General features: G+C 68.1%; 14 protein-coding genes. 6 read left to right on the top strand and 8 right to left on the bottom strand.

Annotated features, from left to right (window positions below; translation table 11 throughout):
• The first annotated feature begins 142 nt into the window (after positions 1-142).
• From ABZX92_RS41440 to ABZX92_RS41430, 3 genes are read left to right on the top strand one after another with little or no spacing between them, the layout of a single operon-like run.
• Positions 143-889, top strand: coding sequence for a GntR family transcriptional regulator (locus ABZX92_RS41440; RefSeq protein WP_355570957.1), 747 nt, complete (start codon positions 143-145; stop codon positions 887-889).
• A 3-nt stretch (positions 890-892) separates the two neighbouring features.
• Positions 893-1,864, top strand: coding sequence for a dTDP-glucose 4,6-dehydratase (locus ABZX92_RS41435; RefSeq protein ID WP_355570956.1), 972 nt, complete (start codon positions 893-895; stop codon positions 1,862-1,864).
• 26 nt (positions 1,865-1,890) lie between these two features.
• Positions 1,891-2,340 carry a hypothetical protein gene (locus ABZX92_RS41430; RefSeq protein WP_355570955.1) on the top strand — a complete coding sequence of 150 codons (450 nt, stop codon included), beginning with the start codon at positions 1,891-1,893 and terminating at the stop codon, positions 2,338-2,340.
• A 38-nt stretch (positions 2,341-2,378) separates the two neighbouring features.
• Here the strand turns inward: ABZX92_RS41430 and ABZX92_RS41425 are convergent, their stop codons facing one another.
• Positions 2,379-3,467, bottom strand: coding sequence for an adenosine deaminase (locus ABZX92_RS41425; protein ID WP_355570954.1), 1,089 nt, complete (start codon positions 3,465-3,467; stop codon positions 2,379-2,381).
• A gap of 358 nt (positions 3,468-3,825) precedes the next feature.
• On the opposite strand from ABZX92_RS41425, the gene ABZX92_RS41420 reads away from it, so the two are divergent.
• The 3 genes from ABZX92_RS41420 (at position 3,826) to ABZX92_RS41410 (ending at position 7,334) form a co-directional block, all read left to right on the top strand.
• Positions 3,826-5,235, top strand: a complete 1,410-nt coding sequence (locus tag ABZX92_RS41420; protein WP_355570953.1) for a hypothetical protein — start codon at positions 3,826-3,828, stop codon at positions 5,233-5,235.
• A 75-nt stretch (positions 5,236-5,310) separates the two neighbouring features.
• A complete protein-coding gene (locus tag ABZX92_RS41415) occupies positions 5,311-5,799 on the top strand; it encodes a DUF2716 domain-containing protein (RefSeq protein ID WP_355570952.1) in 489 nt (162 codons plus the stop codon).
• A 95-nt stretch (positions 5,800-5,894) separates the two neighbouring features.
• Positions 5,895-7,334, top strand: a complete 1,440-nt coding sequence (locus ABZX92_RS41410; RefSeq protein ID WP_355570951.1) for a serine/threonine-protein kinase — start codon at positions 5,895-5,897, stop codon at positions 7,332-7,334.
• Here ABZX92_RS41410 and ABZX92_RS41405 read toward each other — a convergent pair.
• From ABZX92_RS41405 to ABZX92_RS41375, 7 genes are all read right to left on the bottom strand, one after another.
• Positions 7,331-8,605, bottom strand: a complete 1,275-nt coding sequence (locus tag ABZX92_RS41405; RefSeq protein WP_355570950.1) for a thymidine phosphorylase — start codon at positions 8,603-8,605, stop codon at positions 7,331-7,333. The genes ABZX92_RS41410 and ABZX92_RS41405 overlap by 4 nt on opposite strands.
• The gene (locus ABZX92_RS41400) at positions 8,602-8,991 is read right to left on the bottom strand and encodes a cytidine deaminase (protein ID WP_045313176.1); all 390 of its coding nucleotides are present in this window, start codon (positions 8,989-8,991) and stop codon (positions 8,602-8,604) included. Before ABZX92_RS41400 ends, ABZX92_RS41405 begins: the two co-directional genes overlap by 4 nt.
• Positions 8,984-10,225, bottom strand: coding sequence for an ABC transporter permease (locus tag ABZX92_RS41395; protein ID WP_355570959.1), 1,242 nt, complete (start codon positions 10,223-10,225; stop codon positions 8,984-8,986). Before ABZX92_RS41395 ends, ABZX92_RS41400 begins: the two co-directional genes overlap by 8 nt.
• An 8-nt stretch (positions 10,226-10,233) precedes the next feature.
• Entirely contained in the window at positions 10,234-11,307 is a 1,074-nt protein-coding gene (locus ABZX92_RS41390) for an ABC transporter permease (RefSeq protein WP_355570949.1), read from the bottom strand.
• Positions 11,307-12,887, bottom strand: coding sequence for an ABC transporter ATP-binding protein (locus ABZX92_RS41385; protein ID WP_355570948.1), 1,581 nt, complete (start codon positions 12,885-12,887; stop codon positions 11,307-11,309). The genes ABZX92_RS41390 and ABZX92_RS41385 overlap by 1 nt, the downstream gene beginning before the upstream one ends.
• A gap of 80 nt (positions 12,888-12,967) precedes the next feature.
• Positions 12,968-14,101 (bottom strand): BMP family ABC transporter substrate-binding protein, encoded by a 1,134-nt coding sequence (locus ABZX92_RS41380; protein ID WP_355570958.1) that lies wholly within the window; start codon positions 14,099-14,101, stop codon positions 12,968-12,970.
• 162 nt (positions 14,102-14,263) lie between these two features.
• Entirely contained in the window at positions 14,264-14,428 is a 165-nt protein-coding gene (locus ABZX92_RS41375; protein ID WP_355570947.1) for a hypothetical protein, read from the bottom strand.
• Between the last annotated feature and the right edge of the window lie 309 nt (positions 14,429-14,737).

Here is a 14,737-nt window from a genome sequence, read left to right as displayed (position 1 = left end):
GCTTCGAGCCCGCTCTGGCGCGGCTCGATCCGCGCCCACAACTCGGCGGACACGACTCAGGGAAGCTGCTCGCCCTTCCTCACACCAAGGTCAACGCGTTCCGGAACTCCATCCGGTCGCGACATCTGTATGATACAGGTTTATGACAGGTACTCGGTCGCAGCGCCTCGCCGCTGAGCTGCGCTCTCGGGTCACGCTCGGCGACTACGGCCCGGCCGGGGCGCTGGAGAGCGAGGCCGAGCTCGGCCGCCGCTACGAGGTCAGCCGCGTGACCGTGCGGCGCGCGTTGGAACAGCTGCGGGACGAAGGCCTGTTGATGTCCCGGAAAGGTGCCGGCTGGTACGTGGCGTCGTTCGCGCAGCCACTCGCTCTGGGAACGTTCCAGCACGCGCGGTCTGCCGTGGTGGATGCCGGTGTCTCGCTGGTGCGGACCGTTCTTGAGTACGGCTACCTGCCAGCACCTTCGAGCGTCGCGCTGACCTTGGGTGTGGGCGAGATGCTGCGGGTGCGGTCGTTGCGGCGCACCGGAGACGCTCCGTTGGACGTCGTGACCGAGTGGGTTCCGCTGGCGTTGGCGGCGCCGGTCAGCCGTGCCGATGCCGAGTCGCCTGGCACGTGGGAAACCTTGCGGCGCAACGGAAATCAGATCGCCGTGGTGCGGCAGAGCATCGCTGCCGTGGCCGCGGGTGATGTCGGCCCGTTGCTCGGAGTCGCGGTCGGCACACCCGTGTTGTTGGTGCGGCGCATCGCGTTGGACGCGTCGGAGCAGCCGATCGCCTTGTCCGAACACCACTACCTGGGCCACCGGTTCCAGCTGGAAGTCGAGTTCCGCGGCTGGCCCGGCGCGGAACCCCCTGGGGTAGCACCGATCCGTTCATCGGAGGACTGACTCATGCGCGTGCTCGTCACCGGTGCGGCCGGGTTCATCGGCTCGCACTTCACCCGCTACTGGCTGCGCGAACACCCGTCGGACGAGGTCATCGCACTCGACGCGCTGACCTATCGCGGCACACGCACGAATCTGCCCGCTGACGTGCCGTTCGTGCACGCGGACATCGCGGACGCCGATGTATCGGATGTCGACGTCGTCGTGAACTTCGCGGCCGAGTCGCACAACAGCCTCGCCGTGCTGGATCCCGGCCGGTTCTTCCGCACGAACGTCCTTGGCACCCAAGCGTTGCTGGAGTCCTGCCGCCGGGCAGGCGTGCAGCGGTTCCACCACGTTTCGACGTGCGAGGTCTACGGGGATCTCGCGCTGGACGCGGTGGAGGCGTTCCACGAGGAGTCGCCATATCGCCCGCGCACGCCCTACAACGCGTCCAAGGCGGGTGCCGACCACGCGGTGCGCTCGTACTTCGAGACGTTCGAGCTGCCCGTGACGATCACCAACTGCGCCAACAACTACGGCCCCCGGCAGTTCCCGGAGAACGTGCTGCCGCTGTTCACGACCCGCGCGCTGGACGGCGAGCAGCTGCCCATCTACGCGGCGCGCGACAACCGCCGCGAGTGGATCCACGTGCTGGACCACTGCCGCGCGATCGACGCGGTGCTGCGCGATGGCGAGATCGGCCGGACGTACCACGTGGGCACGGGCGTCGAGGCGAGCGTGGACCAGATCGCGGACCTGGTGCTGGACGAGCTGGACCTGCCGCAGTCGCGGAAGTCGATCGTCGCGGACCGGCCCGGACACGACCGCCGCTACCTGCTGGACTCCACCCGGATCGGCCACGAGCTCGGATGGCGACCGGAGATCGGCTTCGAGGCCGGCGTCCGGGACACCGTCCGCTGGTACGCGGCGAATCGCGCGTGGTGGGAGCCGTTGCGGAAGCTCAGCCCGATCGACGAGAACGCCTGGGCCAGCTGATTTCAGGCTAATGAGGGATCCCGCAGATGTCGCTGCGAGAACTATTCTTGGCCATGAGAACAACCCTGAAAAGAACGCTCGTATTTCTGGCGACAATTTGTGCGGTTGCCTCGCTTTCGACCGCACCGGCCTCCGCCAGCACGGTCGGCTCCTCCACGTTCACCTCCGGCGCGGTCGGCGAGATCGTGTGGACGAACGTCCCGCTGGTCGGGCTGAGACTCAGCGGCGCCTTCACCGATGGCTTCACGAACCCGGACCCCGACGTCTACACGATCGTCATCACGATCGACGGCCAGTCGTGCGTGACCGAAATGGACGGCGTGACGATCTCGCCGCCAGAGGTCGAGGCCTTCACGATCCCGACCCAATGCTCGATCGACGCCCCTGGTGGCCTCAGGGTGAGTGCCACCAACGCCAACATGGCGATCTACCAGAACGGCCAGAGCTACGCGACCGCAGCTATCAACCAATTCTGACCGCGGTGGGCCACCCAGCTCGGGTGGCCCACCGAACGTCACGCGGTCAGCGCGGCGTAACCCGGCTTGATCAGCTCGTTGATGATCGAGAGCCGCTCGTCGAACCCGATGAACGCCGACTTCATGGCGTTGATCGTGAACCACTGCAGGTCCGCCCAGCCGTAGCCGAACGTGTCGACCAGCGCGGCGAACTCGCTCGACAAGGTGCAGTCGCTCATCAGGCGGTTGTCGGTGTTGACGGTGACGCGGAACCGCAGCTTGGCGAGCAGGCCGATCGGGTGGTCGGCGATCGACTGGGCGGCGCCGGTCTGCAGGTTCGACGTCGGGCACATCTCCAGCGGGATGCGGCGGTCGCGCACGTAGGCGGCCAGGCGTCCCAGCTGGACGGTGCCGTCGCCGGAGACCTTGATGTCGTCGACGATCCGCACGCCGTGGCCGAGGCGTTCGGCGCCGCAGTGCTGGATCGCCTCCCAGATGGACGGCAGCCCGAACGCCTCACCGGCGTGGATGGTGAAGTGCGCGTTCTGCTGGCGCAGGTACTCGAAGGTGTCGAGGCCCCTGGTGGGAGGGAAGCCGGCCTCGGGGCCCGCGATGTCGAAGCCGACGACGCCGAGGTCGCGGTAGCGGACGGCGAGCTCGGCGATGCGCAGCCAGCCCTCGTTCTGACGCATGGCGCAGAGCAGGGTGCCGATGCGGATCTTGCGCCCGGTCTCGGCGACGCGAGCGGAACCGAGGCGGAAGCCCTCCTGGACCGCTTCGACGATCTGCTCGAGCGAGAGGCCCTTCTCCACGAACAACTCGGGCGCGTAGCGGATCTCGGCGTAGACGACGCCGTCCGCGGCGAGATCTTCGACTGCCTCGGCGGCGACGCGGACGAGAGAGGCCTCGTCCTGCATGACACCGCACGTATGGGCAAAACCTTCGAGGTATCGCACGAGCGACCCCGAGTTGGCGTTGTCGCGGAACCAGCCGCCCAGGACGCCCGCGTCTGTGGTGGGCAGGCCCTGGTAGCCGGAGGCATCGGCGAGTTCGATCACCGTCTGCGGGCGGAGGCCACCGTCGAGGTGGTCGTGCAGCAGCACCTTCGGCGCGCTGCGGATGGTCTCCAAGGAAAGCGGCGTGGACATTGCTACACGTTACTTCAGGCGACACGCCGCTTCAGCGCTGGCCAAAATGATCTTGTCGCCGGTATGATCATTTGCTGGCTCACGGATGTTGCCGATCCGTGATCACAACTTTCTGCTACCACCGCGAGGCTTGAGTCACCCCAAGGTAGGAACATCACCGGTCGCAATCGGACGCATCCGGCCGGTAACTTGGCATTCAGCGTAACCAGGTAGCCTGACCGGGTCAGTCGCCCGTCCGCACCCGGCCGTTTTCTGGCGGGGGTGGTACAGACACGTCCCGTGACGCGGATAGGCTCCCGTGGTCTCCCCCTCCCCTGGACGAAGGCACTCAGCCGTGACAGAGAACAACAGCTCCACGATGTCCTTCGATCGGATGCGCAACATGCTCACGCGTGCCGCGGAGATCCGTGAGAGCGAGCAGCAGCAGATCTTCGACGCGCTGGACGAGATCCACGCCCGGATGTCGCCTCTGGAGTCGCTGGGTTCGGTCCGCAAGCGCCTGTCGGAGCTGCCGGACCGCACCGAGGTCAGCGTTCTCGCGGAGCGGCTGGACGAAGCCCTCGCCAAGCTGGAGGCCCAGGACAACGCCGTCGCCGACATCGGTCGCGCGGTCGACGCCCTGGTGGACAAGCTCGCCAAGCCCTTCGCCCAGTTGGACGGCCGCCTCGACGGCGTCGCCGGCCGCTTCGAAGGTGTCGCGGGCCGCATGGACGGTCTCGAGGACAAGCTCTCGAGCATCCACAAGCGCATCGACGACCTCGACGGTCACCTGGACAAGCAGGACGGCAAGGTCGACGCGATCCCGGGCGCCGTCACCAACCCGCTGCGCGAGCGCATCGAGGCCCTCGAAGCCGCCCTGCGCGGCCGCCTCGACGAGGTGGACGAGGGCGTGCACGAGCACCTCGACGGCACCCGCGAGGCCCTGCAGAAGATCCTCGCCGACTCCTTCTCGGGTCTGCACGGCCGCGCCGACGAGTCCCGCGACTCGCTGGCCGCCGCGCGCGCCGAGCTGATCTCCGCGATCGCGGACAGCCGTGGGGAGCTGTCCGGCGCGATCACGGACAGCCGCGAGAAGCTGATCTCGGCCGCCACCGAGCGCCACAACCAGCTGTCCGGCGCGCTGGCCGAGACCCGCACCGAGCTGACCGGCGCCGTGGCGGAGACCCGCGGCCAGCTGGCCGGCACCGTGGCCGAGACCCGCGACGCCCTGGCGACCTCGCTCGCCGAGACCCGCGCCGAGCTGGCCACCGCCGTCGCCGACACCCAGACCGTCGTCAACGGCAAGCTGGACGAGGCCCGCACCGCCCTGTACGCGGCGATCGAGCAGTCCCGCGACCAGGTCGACGCGGCCGACCGCCTGGAGGCTCTCGCCGGCCGCCTGGAGCAGGTCACCTCGAAGCTCGACACGATGACCGACCGCCTGGACAAGGTCGAGGACGACTTCGCCACCCGCCTCACCGAGCTCGGCGGCTCCGTCGACGCCAGCCTCACCAAGGTCGCCGAGACCGTCGGCGCCCGCCCGGACACCGACGCCCTGCAGTCCCTGGTCCGCAAGTCGAACCAGGAATCCGAACTGCGCATCGGCGGCCAGCTGGACGAGGCCATGGCCACCTTCGCCGAGCTCATCCTCGGCGGCGGCTCGCCGACGCCTCCCCCGCCGCCCACCGCCCTGCCCCGCCCGCAGCGCCGCACCCGCAAGAACGGTGCGAAGCCGGTCAACGGCGGCAAGGACATGGACGACGACGACCTGGCGGCCGAGGGCGCCTGATCGTCTGCTGTGAGAACGGCCCCGGAGCCTCCCGCTCCGGGGCCGTTCTGTGTTCGCAGGCCGTAGGCTCGCCGCGTGCTCAGCGAAGCGTGGACCGAGGTCGACTACCGGCAGGCATGGGATCCGTTCTACGACCGGTTTGACTTCAGGGCGAGCTTCTACCCGAAGAACTGGCCGGCGATCGCGGAACCGGCTGGGTCGGTCACGCTGGACCTAGCCGGAATCTTCCAGCCGGACCAGTTCGTGCGGGGATCGACGAGGGTCGACGAGGTCGTCCTGGCGTCGTTCCTGCGGGTTTACCCGGAGGAGACGGTGCTGCTGGCCCTGGACTGGCAGCACCCGGCCTACCAGTTCCGACCGCACCGTCTCGGCGGCGCGAGCGAATGGCTGGACTCCCCGTTCTCGCCGTTTCCCGACGGCGACTACTACATCTTCCTGACCGAGGACATGAGCCGGGGCACCTTCGGTCACCCCTGGGAGCAGACGCTCTGCGTCTGGGGCGACGACCTGGTCCGCGACCTCGTGCCCGAACTGGATCTCCCGGTGAAGCGCGCCCAGCGCTGAACCGTTCGCCTCTCGCCAACGTGCCCATGTGCGAGAGCGCTCACACAGCCTCGCTAAGCTCGCCGCGATCTGGGGGCGTCCAGAAGGGATAGTCCGTGCCGCAACCGCGACTCATCGCCAACCGCTACGCACTCCTCGCCGAGCTGGGCCGCGGCGCGATGGGCGTCGTGTGGCGAGCCCAGGACCAGCTGCTGGGCCGGGCGGTGGCCCTGAAGGAGCTGCACCCACCGCACGGCATCTCCGACCAGGAACGCCAGGTCCTCGAAGAGCGCATGCTCCGGGAAGCGCGCACCGCGGGCAGGCTGAACCACCCGGCGGTCGTCACCGTCTACGACGTCGTGCGGGAGAACGGCCGCACCTACCTCGCGATGGAGCTGATCGACGCAGCCGACCTCGCGACCATCGTCCAGCGGCACGGCCCGCGCGACTCGGTGTGGATGGCCAACATCGCACTGCAGACGCTGAGTGCCCTGGAAGCCGCCCACCAGGCCGGCATCGTGCACCGGGACGTCAAGCCCAGCAACATCATGGTCCGCCCGGACGGCGCCGTGAAGCTCACCGACTTCGGCATCGCCCAGGCGATCGACGACCCGAGGCTGACGTCCAACGGAGGCATCGTCGGCTCACCCGCGTACATGTCGCCGGACCGGCTGAGTGGCTGGGAAGCCTCGCCCGCCTCGGACCTGTGGGCGCTGGGCGTCACGATCGCCCACGCCGTAGAGGGCATCAGCCCGTTCGAACGCACGTCCACGGCGTCGACGCTGCACGCGATCATGAACGAACCGCCGGTGCTGCACCGCGCCTCGCCCGCCTTGGCCGAGGTGATCCGCGGACTCCTGACCGTGGACCCGAACAGGCGGATGACCGCGCCCCAGGCGAAAGCCGCGCTCACCGCGATCGTCCAGGGCCAAGCACCGGTTCCGGTGCAGCGCAAGAAGAACACGACCGTCAAGGTCGCCGCGCTGGCACTCGGAGCAGTCGTGCTGGCAGGCGCCGCGTTCGCCGGGTACCAGGCCTTCAAACCGAAAGACAGCAACAACACCAGCGCACCCACCAACAGCGCGGAGCAGAACTCCGACCAGTGGACCGAGGCGGCGCAGCTGCCGATCGGAGCACCGCTGCCGTCGCGCCGGATCGCCACGTTCGGGCGGGGCGGGGACGTGCCGGGGTGGAACCTCACCGGCACCGAGTGCGCCAAGGACTTCCTGACGCAGGGTTCACCGGTGCCGGGCAGCGTGCCGTGCGACAAGCCGCACAGCATCCAGCAGTTCTCCGCCGCCACTCCCTTGTGGGACAAGCCGAAGGACACCGCCTACCCCGGCACGAAGTGGCTCGCCGACTTCACCACCAAGTACTGCACCGAGCAGTTCAAGGCGCTGCCGCAGAACAACCAGACGCTGGGCTTCACCGGGCTGGTACCGACGGAGCAGGAGTGGAAGGCGTACAACGACGCCGCCACCCCTGGCCGTCAGGAAGTCCTGTGCGTGCTGTGGAAGCAGGACCGCGCCCCGCTGGCCGGCACGCTCGTCGGCTAGCCGCGGATGGTGTCGATCACCAGCGCGGACCGCTCCACAGCCGAGTCCGCGACGGTGTAGGCGCCTTCCAACGCCTGCAAGGCACCCTCAACAGCATCCGGGGTGTCGGTGTAGAGCTCCAGCAACGGCTGACCGGCGACCACGGAGTCGCCGGGCTTGGCCAGGCAGAGCACACCGGCCCCGGCCTGCACCGGGTCCTCCTTGCGCGCCCGGCCGGCACCAAGACGCCAGGCGGCGACACCAACACCGTAAGCGTCCAAAGTAGACAGAACGCCGGAGGCAGGAGCCGTGACCACGTGCTTGTGCGAAGCCACCGGAAGCGGCGCCTCCGGGTCACCGCCCTGAGCCCGGATCATCCGCGCCCACGTCTCGTAAGCCTCACCCGAAGCCAGCACGGCGGCGGGATCAGCGGAAATCCCGGCCAGCGACAGCATTTCCTCAGCCAGGGCCACGGTCAGCTCGACGACATCGGCAGGCCCGCCACCACGCAGCACGTCAACGGACTCGGCCACCTCGACCGCGTTGCCGACAGCAGCACCGAGCGGAACGGACATGTCCGTCAGCAGCGCGGAAATCCGCACCCCGTGCTCGACACCGATCGCCACGAGAGCCTCGGCCAGAGCGCGGGCGGACCCGAGATCCTTCATGAAGGCACCCGAACCGACCTTCACGTCGAGAACCAGCGACTCCGCGCCTTCAGCGATCTTCTTCGACATGATCGAAGAAGCGATCAGCGGAATCGCCTCGACGGTCCCGGTGACATCGCGCAACGCGTAGAGCTTCCGGTCAGCCGGCGCAAGCCCTTCGGTAGCAGCACAAACCACCGCGCCGACCGAGGACAGCTGCGCCAGGATCTCCGAAGTGGACAGTGCGGCGCGCCACCCCGGAATCGACTCCAGCTTGTCCAGCGTCCCGCCGGTGTGCCCGAGCCCGCGACCCGACAACTGCGGCACCGCAGCACCACAAGCGGCCACGAGAGGCGCCAGCGGCAGCGTGATCTTGTCGCCGACGCCACCGGTCGAGTGCTTGTCCACGGTCGGACGATCAACGTGCAGCGACAACCGCTCGCCTGACGAGATCATCGCCTGCGTCCAGCGAGCGGTCTCCGCCGAGGACATCCCGTTGAAGAAGATCGCCATCGCCAGCGCGGACATCTGCTCGTCCGCCACGGCACCACGCGTGTAGGCGTCGATGACCCAGTCGATCTGAGCGTCCGACAGCACCAGGCCGTCGCGCTTGGCGCGAATGACATCCACGGCAGAGAAGCTCACGGCAGATCCTCCGGTCCGAACGCGTCCGGCAGCACCTCGGTCATCGGCAGCGGCCCGCGCGGCGTGTCCACCATCAACGAGCGCCCGCCGAGCTCATAGAGCACCTGGCGGCAACGGCCACACGGCATCAGCAGCTCGCCAGATCCAGAACGGCAAGCCACCGCGACGAAACGGCCGCCGCCGGTCAGCTGCAGCTGGCCGGCCATCGTGCACTCGGCGCAAAGCCCGACGCCGTAAGAAGCGTTCTCGACGTTGCAGCCGGTCACGATCCGGCCGTCGTCACAAAGCGCGGCAGAACCGACCTGCAGCCCCGAGTACGGGCAGTGGGCGAACGACGCCGCCTCCACCGCCCGTGCCCGGAGCAGGTCCCAGTCGATCTCAGCCACGGCGGTAGACCAGACCGTCGGCGGCCGGCATCCGCAACCGCTGCGACGCCACGGCCAGCACGGCCAGCGTCACCATGTGCGGGGCGTAGGACACGAACTCGCCCGGGATCTCGTCGAGGCTGATGTACAGCAGGTACAGCAGCACGGCCACCACGATCGCGGCCGCCGCGGAGAACCAGCGACGACGGATCAGCTGCCACACCACGATCACGCCGAGCAGCAGCACCACGCCGTAGACCAGCGCCAGCACCGTTTCGCCACCCGAACGCAGCTGCAGGCCGTCGGCGTAACCGAACAGCGCCGCACCACCCAGAAGCCCACCGGGCCGCCAGTTGCCGAAGATCATGGCGGCGAGGCCGATGAAGCCGCGGCCGCCGGTCTGACCCTCCAAATAGGACAGCTGACCGGGGTTCAGCACCAGCGCCGCGCCACCGAGACCGGCGAGACCACCGGACACGATCACGGCCACGTACTTGTGGAAGTACACCTTCACGCCCAACGAGTCCGCCGCGTACGGGTTCTCGCCGACCGAGCGCAGACGCAGGCCGAAACGGGTGCGCCACAACAGGTAGTACGACAGCGGCACGAGCAGGATCGTCAGCATCGTCAACGGCGAGACACCGGTGACGAGGCCGCGCAGGATGCCGGCGACGTCCGAGATGATCAGGCGCTGACCGGACTCCAGCTCACCGAGCCAGTCCGCGAAGCCCGCCGCCGAGTACGTGTCGAACGGCTGGATCGGCGGCGACTGGCGCGGGTTGTGCGAGATCGGGAAGAACACCAGCGTCGACAGGTACTTCGTCAGACCGGCGCCGAGCAGGTTGATCGCCACACCGGAGACGATGTGGTTGACGCCGAACGACACCGTGGCGATCGCGTGCAGCAGACCGCCCAACGCACCGAACACAACGGCCGCAACGACAGCAGCCCACGGACCCCACTGGTAGCCGGCCCACGCCGCGCCCCAGGTGCCCATGACCATCATGCCTTCGAGGCCGATGTTGACCACGCCGGCGCGTTCGGACCACAGGCCGCCGAGACCCGCGAGCAGGATCGGCAGCGCGAGCCGGACCGCGGTCTGCGTGGTGCCGGAAGACGTCAGCTGCAGGAACCCGGTCTGGTACGAGGTGACCGAGAGCAGCACGATCGCGCCCGTCATCCAGAGCACGCCGACGGCCCAGCCGGGAACCTTGCGCTTGCGAGGTGCCGCCGGGACGTGGGGCTTCTCCTCCATCGTCGTGATCACGCGGCACCTCCGACAGTTCCGAGCTCACGGCCGACGCGACGCTGTTCCGCGGCGAGCTCGACGCGGCGCACCACCTCGTACGCGACGACGACCGACAGGACGATCGAGCCCTGCATGATGGTGACGATCTCCCTTGGCACACCGACGTTGTCGAGCGCGAGACCCGACTTGTCGAGGAACGCCCACAGCAGCGCGCCGAACGCGATGCCACCGGGGTGGTTGCGGCCGAGCAGCGCGATCGCGATGCCCGAGAAGCCGATGCCCGCGGTGAAGTTCAGGCTGAACGTGTGGTCGCGGCCGAGCATCTCCGGCAGGCCGATCAGACCCGCGATGGCACCGGAGAGCAGCATCGACACCAGCACCATCTTCTTGGCGTTGACGCCACCGGCCGACGCGGCGGTCGAGGACTCGCCCGACGCGCGCAGCTCGAAACCGAACCTGGTGCGGTTCATCATGATCCAGTAGCCGACGCCCAAAGCGATGGCCACGAACAGGAAGCCGAACATCGTGCCGCCGCCACCGAACGAGATGCCGGGCATCCAGCCGCTCGACGGGATCTCCGGCGTGCGGATGTTGTTGCCCCGCAGCTCACCGAAGACGTCGCGGCGGATCAGGTAGGCCGAGAAGCCGATCGCCAGGCCGTTCATCATGATCGTCGAGATGACCTCGTTGACGCCGCGGGTCACCTTGAGAATCGCGGGGATCGCGGCCCAGGCGGCACCCGCCAGAGCACCGACGATGATGATCACCAGCGTGTGGATGCCCGGCGGCAGCGCGATCGAGCCGCCGACCACCGCGGCGACGACGGCCGCGACGCGGTACTGGCCCTCGACACCGATGTTGAACAGGTTCATCTGGAACCCGATCGCCACCGCGAGCGCCGCGATGTAGTAGATCCCCGTCGAGTTGATGATGTCGACGGTGGTCGTGCCCTTGCCGACCTGCGAGATCATCGCGCCGAACGCGCTGAGCGGGTTCGCGCCCGAGATGATCAGCGCCACCCCGCACAGCAGCATCGAGAAGACGATCGCCAACGCGGGCGGCAGGAGTTTGCCGCGCAGCTGTCCCATCAGTTCTCGCCTTCCTCGACCGCGGCGGTCTCCTGAACCGCGGCGCTGGTGCTGCCCGCACCCGTCATCGCGCTGCCGAGATCCTCGGGCGTGACGGTGTTCGGGTCGGCGTCGGCCACCAGGCGGCCGCGCAACATGACCTTGATCGTGTCCGACAGGCCGATCAGCTCGTCCAGGTCGGCGGAGATCAGCAGCACGGCGAGCCCGCGGGCGCGCGCCTGCTTGATCTCCTCCCAGATCAACGCCTGCGCGCCGACGTCGACACCGCGGGTCGGGTGCGACGCGATGAGCAGCACCGGGTCGCCGGACAGTTCGCGGCCCACGACGAGCTTCTGCTGGTTACCGCCGGAAAGCGCGGCCGCCGGTACGTCGATGCCCGGCGTGCGGACGTCGAACTCCGACACGATCCGCTCGGTGTCCTTCTTCGCGCCGTCGGTGTCGAGCCAGATGCCCTTCGACGTCGGCTTGCGCGTCTGGTAGCCGAGAATCCGGTTGTACCAAAGGGGTTGCGTGAGCAGCAGGCCGTGCCGGTGGCGGTCCTCCGGGATGTAGCCGATGCCCGCCTCGCGCCGGCCGAGCGTGCCCAGCTTGGTGAGGTCCTTGTCCTGCAACGTGATCGTGCCGCTGCCGGCCTTGCGCATGCCCATGATCGTCTCGACCAGCTCGGTCTGCCCGTTGCCCTCGACACCGGCGATGCCGACGACCTCGCCGGACCGGACCACCAGGTCGACGTCGTCGAGGATCGATCGCGAGCCGTCTGGCGTCAGCAGTTTGAGGCCCTTGACGTCCAGCACGACCGTGTCGGTGACGGTGGACTCGCGGGTCTCCGGGCTGGGGAGCTCGCTGCCGACCATCATCTCGGCGAGCTGGCGCGACGACACGGTCTTCGGATCCGCGCTGCCGACGGTCGTGCCGCGGCGGATCACCGTGACCGAGTCCGCGATCGCGCGGACCTCGTCGAGCTTGTGCGAGATGAACAGGAACGTGTAGCCCTGCTCCTGCATGCCGCGGACGGTGTCGAAGAGCTCGTTGACCTCCTGCGGCACGAGCACGGCGGTCGGCTCGTCCAGGATGATCACCTTGGCGCCGCGGTAGAGCACCTTGAGGATCTCGACGCGCTGGCGGTCCGCGACGCCGAGCTGCTCGACCAGCACACCGGGGTCGACGTTGAGCCCGGTCTTGCCGGACAGCTCGATGATGCGCCTGCGGGCCTTCTGGCCGATGCCGTGCAACGCTTCCGCGCCCAGGACCACGTTCTCCTGGACGGTGAGGTTGTCGGCGAGCATGAAGTGCTGGTGCACCATGCCGATGCCGGCCTTGATGGCGTCCGACGGGGTGCGGAACCGCACCTGCTCGCCGTTCACCTCGATGGTGCCCTCGTCCGGCGCCTGCATGCCGTAGAGGATCTTCATCAGGGTGGACTTGCCCGCGCCGTTCTCACCGCACAGGGCATGTACCTCGCCGCGGCGGACGGTCAGGTGGACGTCGCTGTTGGCGACCACACCGGGGAATCGCTTGGTGATGCCGGTGAGCACCACCGCGGGGGGATCGTCCGTCCGTACGGACGTGGAACTGCTCATCGTCGAGTGCTCCTCCTACCACGCACCAGGCCCTGTGAGGTCTGTCCTCACAGGGCCCGGAGCGTGCTGTGGCTTTCGGACTACGGCTTGTCCTTGACCTGGATCTTGCCCTCGATGATCTGGGCCTTGTAGCCCTCGAGGATGCCCTGCAGCTTCGCGTCGATCTTGCCACCCGAGGTGGCGTAACCGACACCGTTCACCTTCAGGTCGAAGACCTTCGGCAGCGACGCGAGGTCGTTCTTCGCGACGGCCCGGATGTAGTCGTAGACCGCGACGTCGACGCGCTTGAGCATGGACGACACGATGACGTCCTTGGTGTCGGCGACGGTGGCCTGGTTGTACTGGTCGGAGTCGACACCGATCGCCAGCACGCCACCCTGCTTGGCGGCCGAGAAGATGCCCTTACCGGACGCGCCGGCGGCCTGGTAGATGACGTCGGCACCCTTGTCGATCTGGCCCTTCGCGGCTTCCTGGCCCTTCGGGGCGTCCTGGAAACCGGTGAAGTCACCAGCCGGGGTGATGTACTTCTTCTCGATCTGGATCTTCGGCGCGGCGGCCTTGGCACCCTGGAAGTAGCCGGCCTCGAACTTCTGGATCAGCGGGATCTCGACGCCGCCGACGAAGCCCACGTGGCACTTCTTGCTCTGGTACGCGGCGATGACGCCGGCCAGGTAGGAGCCCTCCTGCTCGGCGAAGAGCAGCGGCGTGACGTTGGTGGCGCCCTCGACGGCCGAGTCGACCAGCGCGAACTTGACGTTCGGGAACTCCTTGGCGACGAGCTTCATCGACTCGGCGTAGGCGAAGCCGACACCGATGATCGGGTTGAAGCCCTCGGACGCGAGCTGGCGCAGACGGGTCTGCTTCGCGGCCTCGTCCTCGTTCGGGGCGGCGGAGAGCTCGCGCGTGTTCTCCTTCTTGATGCCCAGGTCGGTGAGGGCCTTGTCCAGACCGGCGGCGGCGGAGTCGTTGAACGACGCGTCGCCACGGCCACCGATGTCGTAGGCCAGACCCACCTTCAGCGCGCTGCCGTCCACCTTGTCACCAGCTGCGGCGCTGGTGTTCGAGGTGGTCGGTGCGGGCGGAGGCGTTGCGAACTCGCAAGCGGCACCACTGCCGGTGTTCGAGTTGTTGCTCCCGCCACCCGAGTCCTTCGCGCAGGCGGCCATAGTCATCACGCTGGTCAACGCGATCGCGGCGACCGCGACACCACGCATACGACGACGCACGGCTCGTCTCCTCCCTGAGGTTCCTCCCCAACGACGTTGTTGGGTTCTAGACGGCGCACCGTACCTCTTAGTAACCAACGCCGTTGCCGCCAGCACCTACAAAGACCCCTATCGGTTACGCATTCGACGCTTTGGCCGTACGAGTGGTGATCACTCGTGTTCGGCGCGTGGCGAAACGTCCTCTTCAGCCGCTTCTCCGCACTGATCGTCGTCCAAACGGCGCAGTTCCGCCTGTTCTGCCCAGCGTTGCCCCCAGCGCTCCAGCGCGGCCGACATCCCGGCGACCGGCCCCCCGCGCGGCAGTTCCCTCCCCATGGCTCCAGCATCAGTCACGACGCTGCCGCGACGCTGACACGTGGATTTCACCGGCTTGACAGCCGCTGACCTGGGATTCGCCGTTCGACGAAATTTCTTCGCCGCAACGTTGAACCGGTCGCGGCCCTCCAGTCGTGTACAGGGTGGCAAGTGCCCTTGCCACCGACGGCGGCCCGGACCAAGGCGGAGGTCCAGGCCGCCGTCCTCGTTCCCGACGGGCACCCCCGGCAACGTCGCCGACAAGGCCGTGGTGAAGGCCAACGGCGAGAACGACAGCTCCGGCGAGGGCGTCGACAAGATCAACGACCT

This window comes from Lentzea sp. NPDC006480, from assembly GCF_040611995.1.
In the GTDB taxonomy this organism is placed as follows: domain Bacteria; phylum Actinomycetota; class Actinomycetes; order Mycobacteriales; family Pseudonocardiaceae; genus Lentzea.
Note: the sequence above shows the minus strand (reverse complement) of the source record. Positions and strands in the feature narration are given on the sequence as shown.

Excerpts from the sequence above, each read along its gene's own strand:
- ABZX92_RS41440 (WP_355570957.1), top strand. The coding sequence starts at position 143 with ATGACAGGTACTCGGTCGCAGCGCCTCGCCGCTGAGCTGCGCTCTCGG.
- ABZX92_RS41435 (WP_355570956.1), top strand. The coding sequence starts at position 893 with ATGCGCGTGCTCGTCACCGGTGCGGCCGGGTTCATCGGCTCGCACTTC.
- ABZX92_RS41430 (WP_355570955.1), top strand. The coding sequence starts at position 1,891 with ATGTCGCTGCGAGAACTATTCTTGGCCATGAGAACAACCCTGAAAAGA.
- ABZX92_RS41425 (WP_355570954.1), bottom strand. The coding sequence starts at position 3,467 with ATGTCCACGCCGCTTTCCTTGGAGACCATCCGCAGCGCGCCGAAGGTG.
- ABZX92_RS41420 (WP_355570953.1), top strand. The coding sequence starts at position 3,826 with ATGTCCTTCGATCGGATGCGCAACATGCTCACGCGTGCCGCGGAGATC.
- ABZX92_RS41395 (WP_355570959.1), bottom strand. The coding sequence starts at position 10,225 with ATGGAGGAGAAGCCCCACGTCCCGGCGGCACCTCGCAAGCGCAAGGTT.
- ABZX92_RS41390 (WP_355570949.1), bottom strand. The coding sequence starts at position 11,307 with ATGGGACAGCTGCGCGGCAAACTCCTGCCGCCCGCGTTGGCGATCGTC.
- ABZX92_RS41385 (WP_355570948.1), bottom strand. The coding sequence starts at position 12,887 with ATGAGCAGTTCCACGTCCGTACGGACGGACGATCCCCCCGCGGTGGTG.
- ABZX92_RS41380 (WP_355570958.1), bottom strand. The coding sequence starts at position 14,101 with ATGCGTGGTGTCGCGGTCGCCGCGATCGCGTTGACCAGCGTGATGACT.
- ABZX92_RS41375 (WP_355570947.1), bottom strand. The coding sequence starts at position 14,428 with ATGGGGAGGGAACTGCCGCGCGGGGGGCCGGTCGCCGGGATGTCGGCC.